This is a genomic window from Acinetobacter sp. FDAARGOS_494 (assembly GCF_003812225.1).
Lineage (GTDB): Bacteria > Pseudomonadota > Gammaproteobacteria > Pseudomonadales > Moraxellaceae > Acinetobacter > Acinetobacter baumannii.
Map to the genome: position 1 here is coordinate 446,505 of NZ_CP033866.1, position 19,029 is coordinate 465,533.

Here is a 19,029-nt window from a genome sequence, read left to right on the forward strand (position 1 = left end):
TCAAACATCCTTTGATTCAAAGTAAAAGGTCACAGGCTTCTGGATGAACTCAACCAATCCAAAGCGCATTAAGTGGCGTATCTGAGAGCAGTCACGAGGCACTTGAATATCACGATAGTGCGCTAGAAGAGAGCGCTAAGACTCTAAAGACAATGAACGCTTGTTGTGATTACAAGCAGTGCATGCTGGCATTAAGTTTTCGTATGTATCGTTTTCAGGTTTTTCAGGCTTTCCTGTAGTTAAGTCACGGACTACTGCAACTAGATGATCTGCATGCCACTTATCGCCAAGCAACTCACCACAATAGGCACAATGGCCGTCATACTTCTGTTTTAACTCTTCGCGTTGTTTTTTATTTAGCCTCATGATCTTTCACCTCACAAAGCGGGCTGATGTGGTTTTCTGGTTTGTCTAATACTTCGCAGTCAATGCGGAGCCCTATCTGCTTTTCTGCTTCAGTTGCTTTGCGATACCTATCAAGTTTCTTCTTAGCAATTGTTATGATTCCAAAGTCTTTGCTAAAGCCATGAAAGTAGTGCTTATGTTCGTACAGCAGCTCAACAAGACCTGAATTAACAGCCGTTTGATTAACTAGGATGTCGCCTTTTTTAAACTCACTCATGGCTGGCTCCTTTTTCTGCATCACACATTTCACATTTATCTATATGCCCCCACCCATCATCTCGAATGAAGCCAAACCCCTTACAAGCCTTACATTTGACTTTCTTTTTCTCACCCACCAAGAAATATCGATCTTTCTGGTTGTAGGTAATATCAATAGAACCTGAGTAATAGCGCCTTAACGCCCCATCAATATGAAATTCGTGTGGACCTACACAAAACATCCACCCCGAATCCCCGCCGCACTTTGTAAACCATGTGAAATATGCTTCTCTCCATTTCACATAACGGCCAGACAGATGAGGAGTCAACAATTCAATTAAACGTGCTCTAAGCATCTCCATGCTTGCTGACATATCTCCATAGTGATATTCAAGATCGTAGCTATACTCGCCTGTGTTATATCTAGTTGGCATGAGATTCACCGCCTCCGTATATTGATTCGTAATCAGCAATTGCTTTAAGCAGCTTGTATCCAGCAGATTCAGGTTTATCTTTGCAATGAGACAAGTCATATAGTTTTAAGTCCTCAATGCCACCCCATGATTCGACTAAATCAATAGACTCCACCAGACGCTTGAGGTCAGCTACATAAACAATCTCTGGGCTTGGTTTAAACAGAGACGAATATTTCTTGTCTTTAGCCCTGTATTGAGTTGCATTCATTTTTGGCTGATTAGCAACAACCTCCCTCGCCTTCTCCACCCTGTACTCACGAATAAACTGTTCTGGTTTCATACCGCCTCCTTGTAACGTCTAGTCATGGCTTCCTGCTTAAGCTGGTCTAGCATTTTCAGCTTTCTTAATTTCTCATAGAGGTTCGCTGCTGCTCTTGTTTCTTCATTACGAGTACCGAGGTTGTACGCTCTACGCAGCTTCATCATTGAGGTGTAATCTGCAAATTCGATCATGCTTTCAGCTCCCCTTTAACATTCAGCAAGTCCTTTGCAAACTGAGTTGCTTTGTAAGTTGCGTATGAGTCCTTTTCCAAGTAGCCGCTTTTAATTAATTCCTGCACATAGCATTGGATAGTGTTGTTAGGTGCATCTAACACATGGTCATGCAAATCCTTCATCGTGAAAGGTTGTGTTGCATGTGTAGCGAATAACAAAATGTCAAAAATGTTTTGGAATGCTTTAACTCGTTTTATTGCTTTCACGCTGCACCTCTCTCTTCCATAGACTGGTAATACTCAGGGCTTAAGTCAGCGAAAGTTGCGCGTGACAAGTCTGTAGCTAATCGAACTGTGCCAATTGAGCCGTTACGAGCCTTACCTATGATGATTTCTGCTGTACCTGCTTCTTTAGAATCCTTGTTGTAGACTTCATCGCGGTAAATAAACATGATGATGTCTGCGTCTTGCTCTAAGTCGCCTGATTCTTTTAGATCTGCATTTACAGGGCGTTTGTTTGGGCGGTTCTCTAAGTTACGGTTAAGCTGTGCTAGTGCGATCACAGGACAATCAAAGTCACCTGCCATACGCTTAAGCTCATTAGATATTTCACCGATATCTTTGTCAGAACGACCAAAGTTGTTTTTAGTGAGTGGTGTTACTTTCTGGATGTAATCAACAAAGATTGCGCCAATCTTTCCGTATTTGGCTTGAACCTTCTTAGCTGATCTGCGGATAGTTGCCACAGTTGCGCGGTTGTTGTCGTCGATCATCAAAGGTGCTTTCTCAAGTACCAGAGCAGCGTTATTCACCTTCTGTGTATCGTCGCTATTTGGATCAATATGTCCTGTTAATACTTTGCGTAGCTCTACCCCACCAATGCCACTAATTAAACGCTGTGCAATCTGTCTGCCCTTCATTTCGATTGAGATAAACAGAACTGGTAAAGACTGGTTAATCATCATGTCTGCTGCAATGTTTTGAGCAAACGTTGTTTTACCCATTGAAGGACGCGCACCAATGATGACTAGATCGCCTTTGCTGATTTCACCTAGTTTGTTGTCCAGAGCAGTAAAGCCAGTCTTGATACCGCCCTCATAAGGCATTTGGTTATGAATTGCCATGTGGCGATCAAGGAACTCTTTTACAGCTTCTTTTGAAAACTCATGAGCATGTTTAAGCTTTTCCTCACCAGCACCAAAATCTAAGTTTTGAACTAACGATTGTGCTTTGTTCACAGCAGATTCAGCAGTGTGAGTTGCCATGTCGTTAGCGATCGAACTAATCAACTTGCTAGTCTCTTGAAGCTTTCTGCGAGTAGAGAAATCTTTTAGCTTTTTGATGTGTGTTACTAACAAGCTCACATTGCTTGCGCGGTTCATGAGGTTCACAAGAAACTGCTCATCGATTTGGTTTGCTTCAAGCGGATTAGCTTTAATCAACTCGAATACAGTCACCTCATCAAACGCTTCACCCTTATTCAATTGGCTCTTGATGTGGGCAAAGATGATCTGGTGTTGTGATGCATAGAAATCTTGTGCATCGATCTGAGAGATAAACTCATCTGCTGCCTGATCGATTGTCATGAACGTAGACAAGATGCTTTGCTCAACAGGGATAGAAAATAATTCAATCATTGGTCCATCCCCTTAAATTTCTTAGCAACACCTTTGAATTGTGTTGCTGGTTGTTCATGGATAGTTTGTTGCTGCTCAGCAACTGGATTTTCTAATTGCTCAAGCTCTGCATTTGTCTCTTGCCAGTTCCAAGCAGCTTTGAAAGATTCCCAACCACGAACAACGATAATTTGGAATACACGCTCATTGCTTAGCTTTGCTTCCTGAGCTTGTTTGAAAACAAGTTGTAAAGCACGTTGAGTTACTGGTTTTTTCTTCTTGTTGCGAAGATCAAGATATTCTGTTGCTGTTTGCTCAGATACTCCGTTTTTCAACAAGAAATCTTTCGCTTTGAATTTTTGTGTTTTTGGTGCTGAATCAGCACAAATAATATCTGTAGTATTCTCTGTGTATTCTCTGTATGTATTCTCTGTATTAGATGGGCGGATTTGTGCATTCAGTATGGCGGAATTGTGCATACAGTCTGGCGGATTTGTGCATTCAGTATGGCTGTTCTGTGCATTCAGTATGGCGGAATTGTGCATACTATTAATATCAATGCTTTCAGAGTATTCGATCAAAGCTTGATATAGGTTTTCACGCTCTACACGGTAGTAAACACGACAAGGCACACCCATCTTTTTCTCAGAGATGAATTTAAGTGATTTAAGTGTTGCTCTGGCCGTATCTTGCTCACGACGAGTAAGACCAGTTTCTTGAGTCCACTCATGATGTGTTTTAAAGATCCAACCTTCACTGTCTTTAGTGCGAGAAGTCCAGTAGACCAATTGAGAGAGCATTAATGCCCCATTGATCCCACATCCTAAAAATACATAGTGCTTGTTGAATGCTATTGGCTGTTCGTTCATAGCTTCAATCAACTTAATAATTGGAATTGATGCACCCATCAAACACCTCTCAATACAAATGCAGCTAAATCAGCTTTTGCTTTAGCCAATGCCATAGAGTTTTCGAGAGTTCGATTAAGCACATAAGCCTCAACCGCTTTTTGAAACAAACTAATCTTCCGATTTAGTTCAATGTCTGCTAATATTGAATAGTTCATTTGGTCCTTCTCCGATTGAACGTGACCGCTAACCTGTTCGCGCAGGAAGCGGTTTTTTAATATCCGAGTTCTTCATTAATTCCAAAGTCTTCAATGTCATCTTGAAAAAGATCATCGACTGAACCTAGGCGTCCCATATAAGCCTTTGATAGATTCAAAAGCGCTGCCAACTTTTCCTTGTGAATTAACTTGTATTTCTTCGGTACGATTTTTAATTCAAGCAAATCCAACATTGCGCAAACATTCTCAATATCTGACAAGCCATTGTTTTTCTTGTCATTTTTAAATCTTGAAAATGTAGTTGGATCTAGCCCCAACTTTTCAGCAATCTGGGAGTTATTACTGTTTGCAAGAATGCGTAAAACCCTTGTAATGCTATTTCTCGCACTTGCACTCAATTCGGTTGATACTTTGCTCATGGTTTAGTTCCTAAGCGGTTAATTGTTTTGAACAATATTCCTTCCATAAATTTTCTAGTTTTCTTCCTAGATCATATGAAAGGCGTTTCCCACATAACCCGCGCTCTAAATCACTAACGTAATTCTGTGAGCACCCGATTTCTGCGGCTATAAATGTCTGAGTAAGACCCTTTTCCCTTAACTCAGAGATCATCTTCTGCCATTGATTCATGGGCGGTCTCCGATAATTTTTATTAAATATATAGGTTTTCCGATATTTATTCAATAGCCAAACCGATTGAAATATGTATCAGAATTCCGATAGAAGTAACGATGGACAAATTTATGGCTACTTTGGGCGAAAACTTAAAAGCAATTCGCAAAGCTAAGAAAATGACTCAAAAAGAACTGGCTATGAAGTCAGGTGTCAAACAATCTGTAATTTCTGATCTCGAAACAGGGAATGCCAAATCGACAGGCTCTATACTTGAGCTGGCTACCGCACTTGGTGTTACCGCAGAAGAGCTAAAAAAAGGAATTGTCAGTAAGTTTGACAATAATGTTGAGCCTATAACTAAAAAACTAATTCCCGTTCTTTCTTGGGTGCAGGCAGGGACAATGACATCAGTAGAAGCTATCGATCCTAATAAAATAAATGAATGGTTGCCACCACTTAGTGCAGATGATCCAGATGGTTGTTTTTATTTGAGAGTAGTTGGAGTAAGTAATTCCCCTAGATATGAAGAGGGAGACTACATTTTAGTTAATCCAAACTATCAAGTTTGCGATCTAATCGCTGATGACCTCATCGTTGTTAGAAATAATTCAGACGCAACCTTTAAGAAGCTTGTAATTGAAAGCGACCAGCGCAAATACTTGCAAGCATTAAACCCCAACTTCCATCCCAATATTATTGAATTTGAAGATGGTATGGAGCTCGTAGGCTTAGTTATTGATGCATTTAGACCATTAGGCGGATCACGTCCAAAGCGTGTTAGAAAAAGTTAAATTAAGGTTTTAGGTGATATATGGACAATTCAAAACTACCAATCAACCAGATTATTGCTCGTATCAATGATGCAGCTAAACATGGTGAAGCTTTGGTGCTGACTGCTGAAGAGGTAAAGATTCTTTCTAAAGATATTGGCGACAAAGTCTTTATTCCTGTGCTTACTAATGAGCAGGTCGTGCAGTTGGTAAAAGAAGGAAAGCTAGGACAGAAAATTAATAACACAAAAGATTAATAAACTGTGAACCCGACACAGTCTTTACAACAGATCGGGTGGGGAAAATAATGAGTAAGACAGTTGTAAAAGACAAAACCGTACACTACAAAAAAGTAGACTTTCTAAAAGGCGCGAACCTTGGAAACTTACTTAAAGCCCAACTATTAGATAAAGACTCTTTTTATCATAAAGCTATTAATAGGCAGCAATTTGTATCGGCTACTAAAGATGATTTTATCCTTATAAATCACGCAAGTTCACATCAAAGTATGTTCTTTGGAGAGCTAATCATAGTGGAGTCTGGTAAAGCTCAAGCTGTTTTAAAAATAGACAATGATAGTGCTACCGAATTCCCAATCAAAACTTACTTAACGGAAGATTTACCTGATGATGAGGATGAATCTGTTGAAGTAGTGCGCAAAGAATTTATTGATAGTGTTTTATATTTTGGAGTGATTGATAATCATGTTGCAATTATTCAATCCAGATCATTAACAGCAAGAACTCTTGAGTCTTATTTAGGTTGGCTTTTGGGTGAAGCAGCTAAAGCCTTACCAGCGAATAGTGCCTTAATCTTAAAAGATGCTCCGAACCCGGCAATTAAAGAAAAATTGGAATCAACGCCAGCCAAGACCATCTCAATCTCATCTGGAATTGGATCAACAGAATTGCAACCGATTCACAAAATAGAGTCGAACGTACCAGCTAAGATTGATTACAAAATTGAAGAAAATGTGGTTGATGTTTTAAAAACTGCATTTGGTGTCGATTTGGATGATTTAAAACTTGAAGATGGCCTTGATGACGCTAATTTAAAGCTTAAATTAACACTCACCTATAATCGAAAAACATCCAAAAGCGGGCAAAAAGTAATTGATACTGTTGCATCATCTATGAGACATAATGATGATTATGTTATAACTCTTGAAGATGGTACTAAGGTCACAGCGGATAACTTAAAGATGAGTGGAAAAATATCTGTTGAAACAATCAATAATAAAGTTTATAACGACGGCCTTAAAGTTCAATTGTACAATTGGATGACTACCAATATTAATTTTGGTGATTAATCATGGCTAAACGCTACTTGCCGTTTTACAACAACGCTAAATTTATTGCATTAGTGTTAGTAGCTCTATTTGTCATTTTTTCAGTTACTTTTAAATTTCTTGCCCTTGATGTAAATATCAACTTGGTTCAATTTTCCTTTGTTTTGTTATTACCGTTAAGTCAAATTTATCTAGCCTACAAAGGTATGCTCGATGCATTGAAGCTTGATGGTTTAAATCAATCAGAGCGGGATCGCCTCACGTCCACTGTGGATATAAGGAGCAAATCATCACTATATGTTGCCATTTTATTTATAGTGATTGTTTTTGGAATGTATGTTTTCAATGAATTGAATTTACTATCAAATCAGCATCTTTTAGCATTAGTCTTATCTGTAGGCTTAACCTCAATATTAAGTTTCTTTTTGGCATGGAGTGATTTAAAAGAAATATCTATGCTTGAGAAAACCCTTAAGGCTCGTAAAGAGGCGAGAGAGGCCAGAAGCAAAGTAATGAGCAATAAATAAAAATCAAACACTACCCTTCTCACCCAACCCACCCCGTGTGGGTTTTCTTTTGTCTATTAAAGCATAAAAAATCGGATTTTCTATAAAAATATCGGATTACCTATTGACTAATAATATCGGAAATGCGATATTTATCTCACAGACAACAAAAAAGCACACCGCCCCTCCCCAGGTCCGATGTGCTTTTGCAAAACTGCGAGATCAATTATGAACGTAAAAGCTCCTCCTTTCAACTCATTTGCATTTGTCAGCATGGCTGCTCTTGCAATTTCTGGTGGTTCTTTAGTTGCTTGCCAATTGCAGCCAGCTTTCCAAACAAAAGAAGTACCTACTCTTTTTACACCTAAAATTCAACCAAGTACTTACGGTGTGTTAACCGCGAAAATCACAGGTAAAGATTCTGGCGTTGCCGTCATCAAATTAGATAGCTTCCGTTTAAACGTTAGCTTTGATTTTGAAGCCTATCCAGACAGCTACGGCGTTCCAGGTTCTGAATTCACCGCTGTTGATATTACCCAACTCACTGTAAATGAAATCACTGACATTAATGGTAAGTCATATAACGATTTCACCGAATTTGAAGACATCCGAAACATCAATGGTCTTCTAAAAGGCTTCATCGAACGTAACAAGTTGGTGGAGGCTTAAAGATGACTAATTTCAAAAAGCACCCTGATGGCTACATGTCATTTTTAGGCCGTGATGATAAGGGCCTCTACTCTGTTCGCATTGGCTGGCAAGTGTACGCATCTAATGCTAATGGCTCAGTTCTTTACAAAGTTAAAGACGGAGTTAAGACGCCTTTAAATGTGTTCAGGTTCCAAACTTCTTATCCAAAAGTTTGGAATGAACTCACCCAAGAAATCGATTTTCAGCGCAGAAAGCAGCTCGCTATAAAACTGCGTGAAACAAACATCCCTACCTATGACCGCAAAGCTTATAAAACTAAGCGCGGCTTCACTGGCTCAAGATAAGGATAATAAAAATGGCTCTACCGATTATTACTGCTGACCAAACTTTATTAGTTCAAGCAATTATTGTGTACCTATACGCTGATCCGGGTTTAGGTAAATCATCGATGGGCTTTACTGCGGAAAAAGCAATTTCTTTTGACTTTGACCGTGGTGCTCACCGTACTGGTGAATTACGTCGAGGTGCGGTTGTACAGGTTCAACAATGGAGTGATGTTGCAAACCTTACGCCGCAGGACTTAGCACCCTATAAAACCGTAGTCATTGATACCGTGGGTGCAATGCTTGAATGCATTAAAACCCACCTGTTACTTACGGCAAATAACCGTCAAAAAGATGGTTCTTTAAAGTTAAAGGCTCAAGGATTAGCGAACCAAACGTTCAAGCAATACATCAATACTTTGATCAGTTTAGGTAAAGACGTTGTTTTCATTGCACACGCTTCAGAAGATCAAAACGGTGATCAAATTATTTACCGACCAGATCTAGGTGGTAAAAACCGTAACGAGCTTTACCGTATCGCAGATGTGATGGGTTATCTAACAACTGTTACTACAGGTGAAGGTAAAAATGCCCGCGTTATTAATTTTAAACCCTCGCCTACACATCATGCGAAAAACTCAGGTGCTTTAGGTGGTGAAACTGGTGAAGTATGGGTACCAGATCTTAAAGCACATCCTACTTTCTTGGCTGACCTGATTACTCAAGCTAAAGATCACATTAACACCTTAACGCCTGCACAACTTGCAGCAGCTAAAGCCCAAGAAGAGCTAGAAAACTGGAAACAAAGCTGTGAAGAAGCTGAGCATGCAGGTGACCTTAATCAATTAACTGAGTCGCTTGATAAAGAACATATGTATTACCAGAACATGCGCCAAGCAATGTTAATGAGGGCTAAAGCATTGAATTGCACGTTTGATAAGCAACGTGGCACTTGGATTAGTCCACCTGAATTTAACGGTATCTCAGATCAACAAAGAGATGAACTTCAAAACTTTATTGCTGAACGTGGCCTCGATGTAAAAACAGTTTGTGAGCACTTAGGTATCGATGCCCTTATCCAAATTGAAGCGGCAAAACTTAAGGCAGTTAAACAAGAAATTGAAACCTTAGCGAAAACGGGGATGACAGCATGAAAAATATTTTAACTGCTCAAGAAGCATTTGCAGCACTTCAAAAAGGTAAAACTGTTCTATGTCGTCCTATTGGAGACATGTTGGACTTTTCTGACTTAGATCAATTCCCCGCTTCTGTTTTTGGTAAACCGGGTTTTGAATTCTGCATCAAAATCGAAACTATTGAGCTGGCTGGCATTACATTCACAAAGCCATTAACTATTGATGAATATGAGGAGGGACAGGATGTTTTTGTAATTACTACATATTCGCCTTCTATTTACGTCGTGAATTTTAGAACCACCGCATTAATTGAATCTATTAATAGCGGCTTTGTTCAACGTGATGCAGAAAACGCCAAGCTTCAATTAAAAGCACTATCTAAAGCGTTAGGTTTTGAAGTTAGTGACGATTTTAGTGTTATTCGCCTAGGTGACGAACCAAAGAAACAGCGTGCTAAGAAATCAAAAGGTGCACAGACAGTAGTTGTAGAAAAGACTTCTGAAATTGTTGATGAAGTTAAACAACCTACAATTGTTATTACTGAGCAAACAAATGTAACTACTTCTAAAGACTCATTGGTGCAATCCGAAGATATTTCAGAAAATATAGGATCAGCTTTAGATAGTGCGATTGTTATTACAGAACAACCTTATGTGTCTTCACCTGAAGATTTTTTAACTCAGCCTACACCTGAGCAAGAAAAAAACAATGAGTATCAGCAAACCCTAGATACTCTTCTACAGCGTGTAAAAGAGTCAAAAACACCTGCAGAAGTAAATGCGGTTTATCGTTATACCCGCACATGGGATGACGAACAAATGAAGCCTATCCTTCTCGCCACTCACAAACGTCTTGAAGAGCTAGAAAAAGAAAAGGCATCTGCTAATGAGCCACCCTCTTTAATGGTTCAAATCCAAACTGCACCAGACCTTACAACGCTAGATGCTTTGGAAATAGACGTGGCTGCACGAGATCCGCAGATTCAACCGAAGCTAATGGGGTATGTGAGAAAACGCCGCTATGAATTAGAGAATCCTACACCTACTCAACAAGAATCTACCCCTGATTATTTATTAGTGGACGGTTTCTAACATGAAAGATCAGTACAAGAAAGTGAGCCAAAAACACATGCTTGGTTTTATGTACTACTTGCAATTGCTGGGCTACGTAATAGTCCGGCAAGGCATGGACCAAGCAATGTTTCTAACAAAGCATTATGCGGTACCAGTTGCTTGGCGGCGCATAACGATCGACTATCACAACCGATTAAATAAACCTGCCCAGCAGCTTTATAAAGAGTTTGTTGAGTGGACTAAAGAAGAATATTTGAGGGCTTAGGTAATGATTGATTTAAAAACAAAACAAGCTTTTTGGTCTGAACAATTACCTTTCTTTAAAGAAAAATATTGGATTCCCGGACATCTAGATGTACTCGAATTTGATATGAATGCTGGTTGTTTTGATATTGCTGAAGGCGTCAAAACTGATCTAAGTGAAGAAGACCTTTTTGATGTTTACCATCGTGTAAATAGTGGTTGGGCAATGTGGAAAAAAGCCGTGAATTTCATGAAATCCAAAGTTCCAACGTGGATTAGCGTGAATGATGAATTGCCACCTACTGACATAATGGTACTTATTTGTTGGGCAGATGCTCCTGATGTCACCCCAGAACAAGACTATATGACTATTGATGAGGATTTAAATAGCGTATGGGCAAACTATCAAAATGATCCACCTTCACATTGGATGCATTTTCATAGTGTGCCAAACGTATCGGGAGCTGAACAATGAGCATAACACTTAGCGGTCATCAACTAAAAAGCCTTCTCGAATTTGTAAATCCAGATGGTGAGAAAGATTTAGATCAACTTGATACTGAACTAACAATTAAATTCTTTGAAGTTGGCCACAGTGGAAAAGGCTATTACTTTTGGATGACCGAATATCCAGAAGAAGGTGCAATGAAGTTGGATATTGAATCGGGAGCTGAGGGATGAGTGAAAAAGCATTTAAAGATTTAAAAATTCGCTTCCATTTGGCTATTGGTGTGGCTAATGGCGATCGTGAGGACTTTGGGAAATTATCGGATTGGATCGAAGAAGAAAACTGGGAAATGATGGATGAGGAAGAGCAGAAAGATACTCTTTCAGAAATTGCAGAGGAATGGGCGCAGCAGTATTTAGATTTAGGAGCGACAGTTGAATGAATGCACAAATTTTAGATCCATGCTGCGGCTCAAAGATGATGTGGTTTGATCGTCAAAATCCAAATGTAGTATATGGTGATATCAGAAAAGAAGAACATACATTGTGTGATGGTCGTTCTTTAGTGATTGAACCGGATGTGATGATGGACTTTCGCAACATGCCTTTTAATGATGGCCAATTTACTTTAGTTGTGTTTGACCCTCCTCACCTGGTGAAAGCAGGAAAGCAAAGTTGGCTAGCCGCCAAGTACGGGAAGTTGTCAGAAGATTGGCGCGAAGATATTCGCAAAGGTTTTGCAGAATGCTTTCGTGTGTTGGCCAATGGTGGTGTTTTAATTTTCAAATGGAATGAAACACAAATCAAAGTTAGTGAAGTTTTAGCGCTCACAGATCAAAAACCATTGTTTGGCCACATTAGTGGAAAGCGCAGTAACACACATTGGATTACTTTTATGAAAGCGGAAAGTAAGGAGGAGTAAATGGGACAAATAGTTAAAATAGAGGCTAGCATTCTAGAAAAGATTGTTGCTGTAGCTGAACGTATTGCTCAGTCAAAAGAAGAACGCCGAGTTGGTCGTGAAGAATTTGCACACATGCTCAATATCGAACCTGAAACTCTAGACGCTCGGATTCGTGAAGGCAGATACCAAAGGCCATACAAGGATGGGCGAAAAAGTTTTTGGTTATTGTCCTACGTGCAATCTGTCGTTACAGACACAAAAGAATCTGGTAAAGTAGCCACCTATTGAGGTGGCTTTATTTTATACAATGAGATAGGTACTTTTTCAATATTGAGTACCAAATTGAGTATCAAAATCACCCCAAAATAAAATCCCTTTATATATTAGTGAGTTGAATCTAAAATGCTTCTAATGATCGACAATTACGACTCTTTTACCTACAACATCGTTCAATACTTTGGCGAGTTGAATCAGGAAGTAAAAGTAGTTCGCAATGATCAAGTCACATTAGAGGATATTGAACGATGGCAACCAAAATATCTTGTGATTGGTCCTGGCCCTTGCTCTCCAAGCGAGGCAGGTATTTCAATTCCTGCAATTAATCATTTTGCCGGAAAAATTCCTTTGCTTGGGGTGTGTTTAGGCCATCAAAGTATTGGGCAAGCTTTTGGCGGGAAAATTGTAAGAGCCAAAACGGTGATGCATGGACGTTTATCTGATATGTACCATAGCAATAAAGGTATTTTCAGTAATCTTCCTAGCCCATTCTCGGCAACTCGTTATCATTCATTAGTCATTGATCAAGAAACACTACCTGACTGCCTTGAAGTAACATGCTGGACCAATGAAGCAGATGGCTCAATGGAAGAAATTATGGGCGTTAAACATAAGACACTTCCTGTTGAAGGCGTGCAGTTCCATCCTGAATCCATTTTGAGCCAACATGGCCATCAAATCTTTAAAAACTTTTTAGACATCTACGCATAAGTCAGCCGTCAATAGATTGTTTTTAAAGTAATTTGATAAGAACCCTTAATAAAAAAGCCAACTACGATCAGTTGGCTTTTTTATGGCTGAATCAATTACAACTTTAACTGTTGCACAATTGACCCATCTTGTTTTGCTACCAGCGATTCGCAGAGTTGAATACGTTCTTTGGTTTGTTTCAATCCTCTTTCTACCCCAACCAACTCTTTAGTTCGTGGTGCAAAAAAGTCATTTAACTGTGCTGCTTGTTGTTGGGTACAAGCTGCCCCACTGAACATTGCAGGGAAACGCCCAGCTGAAGATTTACCTAAACGATCAAACACAGCGTCATGATTTACTTTAAACCAAGACCATAAGCCACCTTGTTCATCTCCATAACTATTGATTGAGTTGACCACGGTACGAACTTCACCAACTTTAACACGCGGGTTTAAAATCAACTGACGTGCTTGTTGGCGCGTTGCTTCTTGATTTGCTGAACCCAAGGCTGTAAGTATTGCAAGACGTTGTGTCGGTTGAGTCACGCGTTGTAACTCTCCAGACAATCGGTCAAAAGCTGGTTGACCTTTTTCTTGTACACGTACAGCTAAAATGGTTGGCAATAATTCAGGTGTTACTTGCGCAAAATTAAGCTGCTTTTGAGCAAATAGAGCATCTGACTGTTTTAACAGTTGGGTACGAACTTCAGGAACTTGAATATCTAGAGCAAGAAATCTAACCAACTCACTACGCCATAAACTGTCTTCAGCTGATTCGTCTGTTTTGCTGACATAACCCAACTGATTTAATTTAGGTAAATATAAATTAGCTAAGACTTTTCTAAAACGTTCACGTTCAGCTTCTGTTTTCAATACATGACGATGAATGGTACTTAACTGGGAAAACAGCGCTGTACTAATTTGTCGGCTATTCGAATTGGCAAATTTCTTCGCAGCATCTACGACAGCCAATAAATTAATATCACCGTGGTTAAATGCAGCTGAAATTGCATAGGCATAAGCCAACTGTTCAGTGTTAGAAAGCTTTTCTGTAGCAGCAGTCAGACGAGTAAATTCTTTCTGTGGCAAACTAAATTGATAGTATCCTGCCGCATCTGCATTTGGAATATACCAACTGCCAAGGCTGGCACCTTTGAGTTCAATCTTGGCTTCTGCTTGGTCTACCAATTCACATTGCACTTTACTACCTGCATTTGGAACTTCATAACGTACACATAACGGTACACCCCAGAGGCTTCTTGCATCACCTTTTGAGCCCACAGGTAAATAACGGCTTTGCTTCACATTTAAAAAGACTTTATTGCCTTCTTGCTGTAATGCGGTGTTAATTAAAGGCACACCTGGTTGATCAAGAAAACTTTTCATCGCTCTAGTAAAGCGCTCACCTTGTCCAGACTGCTCTGCTAAAGCGCTAATTAAATCATTAGCTGTCGCATTACCATATTGGTGCTTATTAATATAATTACGCACTCCTTGTTTGAATTTTTCTTCGCCTAAATAGCTTTCAAACATATTTAAAACAGCCGCACCTTTTTGATACGTGATGCCATCAAAAGCCGTTTGAATATCGGCATTGCTTAAAATAGGTTGACGAATACGGCGCACACTCACTAAGCTGTCACTTTTCATCGCATCTGCGGTGTCTGTAATACGTTCTAGGTCAGCATTAAATTCGGGATGTAATTTTTGAGTAATTTTACTTTGCATCCATGTGGCAAAAGATTCATTTAGCCACAAATCATCCCACCACGGCATCGTGACGACATCACCGAACCATTGATGCGCCAACTCATGTGCATTGACATTAAATGAATTCTGTACAAAAAAAACTGGCGAGTCCTTATCTAATAACATCAAGTAGTCTCTAAAAGTAATTAACCCCGGGTTCTCCATTGCCCCAGCAGCAAAGTCTGGTGCTGCAAGTAAGTCGAGCTTGTCAAATGGATAACCAAAGGCAAAATAATCTTCTAAAGTTTTTAAAATGGCTGGCGTTTCAGATAAGGCTTGCTGCATTTTTTCAGCTTTAGTATCAGGTGCAATACCACGTAACTGGATCGGCTGCTTACGCCATGAAGTTGCTCCAATATCAGGCCCTTTTTGTAATTGCCACGGTCCGACAGCCAATGCAAGTAAATATGTTGGTAGTGGTTTGGTTTGTGCAAAACTGAGTGTTTTCCACCCTGACTTCTCTATTTGCTCAGATGTTTGTTGGGTATTGGCAAAACCTGAATATTTGCTTGGAATCGTCAAACGAATATTAAACGGCGTTTTAAAACGTGGTTCATCAAATGATGGGAATGACTGGCGTGCACTAATTGCTTCCATTTGCGTCATCACATAAGGTTTACCCTCAAACTCGATTTTATAAATACCATCGAGCTGCTGGTCATACGCTGCATTAAAATCTAGAACGAGTTGATACTGTCCTGCGGGCAAGGTTTTGGCAAATTTAATTTTACTCACCCCATCTATTTCAGAGGCTTGCTCATATTTTGCCTTGGTTTTGACGCCCTCTGCCGATGTAATATTCACATCTTTAACCGTTAAAGATTTACCATGAATCCAGATGTGATCTGTGGCTTGAGCCAGCTTTAAATGAATCGTAGTTTTACCGGTATAGCCTTTTTGTGCGGGATCAATCTTAAAATCTAAATCATAAGATTCGGGTACGACCCACTCGGGTAATTTACCAATCGGGATTTGTTCACTGTTATTCGATGCAAAAATCTGTGTTGCCGATAAAGATAATAATGTTGTAAGTAACAATCTTTTTTTAAATGAAGGCTTGACCAGCATAAGGGGTTTTATCCTCTGTAGTTTTAAATAAAAAGATGCAGCAAATGCTGTACCACTTCACTGCATCCATACATCATTCTTAGAATTTATAGTTAAACTCCAACCAACCTTGACGGCCGAATGGTGAATATGATCCTATCGGATAATACGGCCAACCGCCTGTGTCATCTCGTTTCACTTTGTCAAACAAGTTATTAATAATGATTGAAGCAGAAGCTTTTGGAGAGATTTGATAAGTACCGCTCCAGTTCACCAAATACGTTGGGCTTAAATAGGCAGTTTGGTTACCATTTGGAATTTTGCCATAACGATTAACTAATACTGTTGATGCCCAATCACCAAAGCTCCAGCTGAGACTGGTATTAAAACGGTCACGCCAATCCAGACTACTTAAATCTTTTAAATAGTCATCTTTCTCGTGATCTTTTGATTGTTGATATTCATGTTCTAGTACACGGCTATAATTGATCGTCCAGAGAAAGTTACCAAAGCTGTCTGTTTTCCAGCGCCATCTGCTAGTGAAATCAATCCCGCGGGTATGGTCGGATGCAGCATTAATCGGAACGATATTTATATTCTTAATCACATTTGGGTCGACAACTGCATTTGCAGGGTTACGCTCCACACGTGCTAATGCATCAATACAGGCTGCAGAGTTAATATCTTGGTTGCCTAAACGACAATCTGCTTCCAAACGTAGAATTTTGTCCGCACTTAAGTTGGTCACAAGATTATCAATTTTGATATCCCAGTAATCGACGCTGATATCAAATTTATTGGTTGGCGACCAAACAAACCCTGCACCATAAGATTTACCCTCTTCAGGTTTCAGCTCTTTGTTTCCGGTTAAAGTGTAGTTCGCCCCAGGTGCGTAATCTTTAAAGCTACATTTATCTAAAGGTTGTCCCGTTTGGCTACAACGTAAATAGTCAGTCGTACTTGCGAAATAACCTTTTTGCTTATTTAAGAACAGATAGTTCATATCTGGTGCACGAAAACTAGTTGCGTAGTTACCGCGCACCAATAAAGTCGGATGTGGCCTAAACTCAAGGCCTGAACCGAAAGTTAGCTTATCAATACTGTTATCTGACAAAGCATAACGGTCATAACGTCCGGACAAGGTTAAATTTAATGGCTTTGCTAAAGGTAAGAATAATTCTGCACCAAGTGCTTGGCGTGTACGAGTACCACTATATTCTCCACTAGAACTCGTATTATAAAACTCACCATTTTCGATCGCCTCATCTGGCTTAATCGAAAAACCTTGACGCCCAATTTCGGCCACAGTCGCAAGTTTGGCCGTTCCTGCAGGTAACTTAAATACATCACCATTCGCACTTAAGGTTAAACTTTGTGCCCACGATTTATCTTTTTCTTTTGTTGTGCCCGAAATACTTTCAAATTCACTTGCTGTTAGTGGTCGACTTAAACGATCTAAGTGAGGTGAATAAATAGGAATACCATCTGCATCTGTACCAAGTTGCTGACCTAAGAAATATTCATCAACATTCGAACGTAATAAGCCTTGGCGGTTTAGCTGACTAGTATAAATGGAACCATTATAGACTGCTTCATAACTCCAGCTCGTCTCTCCAATATCGCCTCGAATTCCAAAATTTAAGTTAGAAGAAATTTCTTTCCATTTTTTATTTATTCGTTCTACCCCACCTAATTCTTCAGGTGCAAAACGGCGATTCCAAATTTCATAATTTCCCGAATCTTGATTTAGGAAATAACCACTCGTTGCAGCTAAAGAAGTCCATATCGGACTACGGGTATTATTTTCAATTTGGTTTGCCCCAATCAAAAAATCTGCAAATAATTGAGTTTTATCATTTAACTCATAATCTAAACCGAGATAACCATTTTGGCTGCGGTTTTGGGTCTGAACCGTCCAATAAGTTGGCCGTGCCAAACCACTGGCACAATTGTCCGCCCCTGCTTGTCCAATATTATTGACTGATCCGTTAAATAAACCATTAAAGGCCTGACATCCACCAATTGAAAGATATTTACCAGTATCAGCATTTTTACGACCCACAATCGTGTCTGGTTTTTCTCCTAAACGAGTTCGGCTCTTCATAAAATCTCGATCGGCTGCCCATATCGGTTCACGGCCGCTGAGTTCAATCCCATAGACGAGACTAAGCTTGTCTAAAGTTTTACTACCACTCAGTTGTAAACGTAAATTTTCGCCACCTTCTTTAGTTCCGCCTGCCTTGATATTAAATTGTGTGCCGTCTGTTTTCTTTTTCAGAATAATATTCACCACGCCTGCAATTGCATCTGAACCATAAATTGCAGAAGCGCCACCGTTTAATATTTCAATACGGTCAATAATAGCAGTTGGAATATTGGCTAAATTTACGAAATTGACAGAGCCATCATAAGGTACAGGATAGTCTGCAACCCGATGTCCATTAATTAAAGTTAAAGTATGATTCGGTCCCAAGCCTCGCAAGCTAATGGCATTAGCCGCAGGTGTAAAAGTATTTCCATAATCGGCGCCTTGTACAAAACCCGTGTTCTGCGTCAAGTTATTAAGTGCATCAAATGCATTACTAAACCCTTGTTTTTCAATATCAGCTGCGGTAATGACGGTCACACTGGTCGGGCCATCTTTTTGTGCTTTTGAAATCCGAGAACCTGTCACCGCAACACGAACTACTTTATCTGGTTTAGCTTGGTTTTGTGTTTGCTCTACGGTTTCTTGCGCATAGCTTTCTAATGGATGAAACAGTGCAACAAATACAAAAATAAATGAGCGCTTATTTTTTAAAGCCCCTACATATTTCAATTTATTTAAATACATATTTATTAATAGACAAAATAAAGATCGCCCTACTATATCCACTTTTATTTGGTTGATTTATACACATTTTTTCTAGATATATTGATGTTTAAGATATACCAAATGGTTAATTATTTATCATAAAAACTCACAATAAACTAAAACCTTTTTCAATAAATAAATTCTGTTTATGACTCAAACCCATACCCTAACTGAGCAAAATTTTTAAAACTCTTATCGAACAGCAAAAATCTTTGGTTATTTTCTGCTAACATAGCCCCCTAGCTAGTGAATCATGGAACGCA

General features: G+C 39.4%; 27 protein-coding genes and 1 pseudogene. 15 read left to right on the forward strand and 13 right to left on the reverse strand.

What is annotated here, in order from left to right:
- From EG365_RS02300 to EG365_RS02340, 11 genes and pseudogenes are all read right to left on the reverse strand, one after another.
- A pseudogene (locus EG365_RS02300) lies at positions 1-366 on the reverse strand (HNH endonuclease).
- On the reverse strand, positions 353-622 hold the full coding sequence (locus EG365_RS02305) for a hypothetical protein (RefSeq protein WP_001288626.1): 270 nt from the start codon (positions 620-622) through the stop codon (positions 353-355). The pseudogene EG365_RS02300 and the gene EG365_RS02305 overlap by 14 nt, the downstream one beginning before the upstream one ends.
- Entirely contained in the window at positions 615-1,037 is a 423-nt protein-coding gene (locus EG365_RS02310; RefSeq protein WP_001143186.1) for a hypothetical protein, read from the reverse strand. The genes EG365_RS02305 and EG365_RS02310 overlap by 8 nt, the downstream gene beginning before the upstream one ends.
- The gene (locus tag EG365_RS02315) at positions 1,027-1,359 is read right to left on the reverse strand and encodes a hypothetical protein (protein WP_000801898.1); all 333 of its coding nucleotides are present in this window, start codon (positions 1,357-1,359) and stop codon (positions 1,027-1,029) included. Before EG365_RS02315 ends, EG365_RS02310 begins: the two co-directional genes overlap by 11 nt.
- Positions 1,356-1,532 (reverse strand): hypothetical protein, encoded by a 177-nt coding sequence (locus EG365_RS19275; protein WP_000568881.1) that lies wholly within the window; start codon positions 1,530-1,532, stop codon positions 1,356-1,358. Before EG365_RS19275 ends, EG365_RS02315 begins: the two co-directional genes overlap by 4 nt.
- Positions 1,529-1,780, reverse strand: a complete 252-nt coding sequence (locus EG365_RS02320; protein ID WP_000644293.1) for a hypothetical protein — start codon at positions 1,778-1,780, stop codon at positions 1,529-1,531. Before EG365_RS02320 ends, EG365_RS19275 begins: the two co-directional genes overlap by 4 nt.
- The gene (locus EG365_RS02325) at positions 1,777-3,150 is read right to left on the reverse strand and encodes a replicative DNA helicase (RefSeq protein ID WP_000571050.1); all 1,374 of its coding nucleotides are present in this window, start codon (positions 3,148-3,150) and stop codon (positions 1,777-1,779) included. Before EG365_RS02325 ends, EG365_RS02320 begins: the two co-directional genes overlap by 4 nt.
- The gene (locus EG365_RS02330) at positions 3,147-4,037 is read right to left on the reverse strand and encodes a hypothetical protein (protein ID WP_000501263.1); all 891 of its coding nucleotides are present in this window, start codon (positions 4,035-4,037) and stop codon (positions 3,147-3,149) included. Before EG365_RS02330 ends, EG365_RS02325 begins: the two co-directional genes overlap by 4 nt.
- Positions 4,037-4,195 carry a hypothetical protein gene (locus EG365_RS19280; RefSeq protein ID WP_001109646.1) on the reverse strand — a complete coding sequence of 53 codons (159 nt, stop codon included), beginning with the start codon at positions 4,193-4,195 and terminating at the stop codon, positions 4,037-4,039. Before EG365_RS19280 ends, EG365_RS02330 begins: the two co-directional genes overlap by 1 nt.
- A gap of 56 nt (positions 4,196-4,251) precedes the next feature.
- On the reverse strand, positions 4,252-4,614 hold the full coding sequence (locus tag EG365_RS02335; protein WP_000049346.1) for a hypothetical protein: 363 nt from the start codon (positions 4,612-4,614) through the stop codon (positions 4,252-4,254).
- A 10-nt stretch (positions 4,615-4,624) separates the two neighbouring features.
- The gene (locus EG365_RS02340; RefSeq protein ID WP_001077693.1) at positions 4,625-4,825 is read right to left on the reverse strand and encodes a helix-turn-helix domain-containing protein; all 201 of its coding nucleotides are present in this window, start codon (positions 4,823-4,825) and stop codon (positions 4,625-4,627) included.
- Between the two features lie 113 nt (positions 4,826-4,938).
- On the opposite strand from EG365_RS02340, the gene EG365_RS02345 reads away from it, so the two are divergent.
- The 15 genes from EG365_RS02345 (at position 4,939) to EG365_RS02415 (ending at position 13,138) form a co-directional block, all read left to right on the forward strand.
- On the forward strand, positions 4,939-5,601 hold the full coding sequence (locus EG365_RS02345) for a LexA family protein (protein WP_000212391.1): 663 nt from the start codon (positions 4,939-4,941) through the stop codon (positions 5,599-5,601).
- A gap of 20 nt (positions 5,602-5,621) precedes the next feature.
- Positions 5,622-5,837 (forward strand): hypothetical protein, encoded by a 216-nt coding sequence (locus EG365_RS02350; protein ID WP_000370477.1) that lies wholly within the window; start codon positions 5,622-5,624, stop codon positions 5,835-5,837.
- 50 nt (positions 5,838-5,887) lie between these two features.
- Complete coding sequence (locus tag EG365_RS02355) at positions 5,888-6,889, forward strand: hypothetical protein (protein ID WP_000048049.1); 1,002 nt, start codon at positions 5,888-5,890, stop codon at positions 6,887-6,889.
- A 2-nt stretch (positions 6,890-6,891) separates the two neighbouring features.
- Complete coding sequence (locus tag EG365_RS02360) at positions 6,892-7,395, forward strand: hypothetical protein (protein WP_001129671.1); 504 nt, start codon at positions 6,892-6,894, stop codon at positions 7,393-7,395.
- Positions 7,396-7,602: 207 nt separating this feature from the next.
- Positions 7,603-8,043: a hypothetical protein gene (locus EG365_RS02365; protein ID WP_001101029.1), complete on the forward strand. Its 441-nt coding sequence runs from the start codon at positions 7,603-7,605 to the stop codon at positions 8,041-8,043.
- Between the two features lie 2 nt (positions 8,044-8,045).
- A complete protein-coding gene (locus tag EG365_RS02370; RefSeq protein ID WP_000181048.1) occupies positions 8,046-8,369 on the forward strand; it encodes a hypothetical protein in 324 nt (107 codons plus the stop codon).
- An 11-nt stretch (positions 8,370-8,380) separates the two neighbouring features.
- Positions 8,381-9,502, forward strand: coding sequence for an ATP-binding protein (locus EG365_RS02375; protein ID WP_004793763.1), 1,122 nt, complete (start codon positions 8,381-8,383; stop codon positions 9,500-9,502).
- Positions 9,499-10,575 (forward strand): hypothetical protein, encoded by a 1,077-nt coding sequence (locus EG365_RS02380; RefSeq protein WP_000789909.1) that lies wholly within the window; start codon positions 9,499-9,501, stop codon positions 10,573-10,575. The genes EG365_RS02375 and EG365_RS02380 overlap by 4 nt, the downstream gene beginning before the upstream one ends.
- Before the next feature lies 1 nt (position 10,576).
- The gene (locus EG365_RS02385; protein WP_000654847.1) at positions 10,577-10,822 is read left to right on the forward strand and encodes a hypothetical protein; all 246 of its coding nucleotides are present in this window, start codon (positions 10,577-10,579) and stop codon (positions 10,820-10,822) included.
- Between the two features lie 3 nt (positions 10,823-10,825).
- Positions 10,826-11,275 (forward strand): DUF551 domain-containing protein, encoded by a 450-nt coding sequence (locus tag EG365_RS02390; protein WP_000566262.1) that lies wholly within the window; start codon positions 10,826-10,828, stop codon positions 11,273-11,275.
- Positions 11,272-11,481 carry a hypothetical protein gene (locus tag EG365_RS02395; protein WP_000028959.1) on the forward strand — a complete coding sequence of 70 codons (210 nt, stop codon included), beginning with the start codon at positions 11,272-11,274 and terminating at the stop codon, positions 11,479-11,481. Before EG365_RS02390 ends, EG365_RS02395 begins: the two co-directional genes overlap by 4 nt.
- Positions 11,478-11,690: a hypothetical protein gene (locus tag EG365_RS02400; RefSeq protein ID WP_001290365.1), complete on the forward strand. Its 213-nt coding sequence runs from the start codon at positions 11,478-11,480 to the stop codon at positions 11,688-11,690. Before EG365_RS02395 ends, EG365_RS02400 begins: the two co-directional genes overlap by 4 nt.
- Positions 11,687-12,169, forward strand: coding sequence for a methyltransferase domain-containing protein (locus EG365_RS02405; RefSeq protein WP_000993703.1), 483 nt, complete (start codon positions 11,687-11,689; stop codon positions 12,167-12,169). Before EG365_RS02400 ends, EG365_RS02405 begins: the two co-directional genes overlap by 4 nt.
- Complete coding sequence (locus EG365_RS02410) at positions 12,170-12,439, forward strand: hypothetical protein (protein ID WP_000529848.1); 270 nt, start codon at positions 12,170-12,172, stop codon at positions 12,437-12,439.
- Between the two features lie 114 nt (positions 12,440-12,553).
- Entirely contained in the window at positions 12,554-13,138 is a 585-nt protein-coding gene (locus EG365_RS02415; RefSeq protein ID WP_000925673.1) for an anthranilate synthase component II, read from the forward strand.
- 95 nt (positions 13,139-13,233) lie between these two features.
- On the opposite strand, the gene EG365_RS02420 is transcribed toward EG365_RS02415, so the two are convergent.
- Together EG365_RS02420 and EG365_RS02425 are read right to left on the reverse strand one after the other, a co-directional pair.
- Positions 13,234-15,945: a M1 family metallopeptidase gene (locus EG365_RS02420; protein WP_223233531.1), complete on the reverse strand. Its 2,712-nt coding sequence runs from the start codon at positions 15,943-15,945 to the stop codon at positions 13,234-13,236.
- A 67-nt stretch (positions 15,946-16,012) separates the two neighbouring features.
- Complete coding sequence (locus tag EG365_RS02425; protein WP_000281127.1) at positions 16,013-18,745, reverse strand: TonB-dependent receptor plug domain-containing protein; 2,733 nt, start codon at positions 18,743-18,745, stop codon at positions 16,013-16,015.
- Positions 18,746-19,029: the final 284 nt, after the last annotated feature.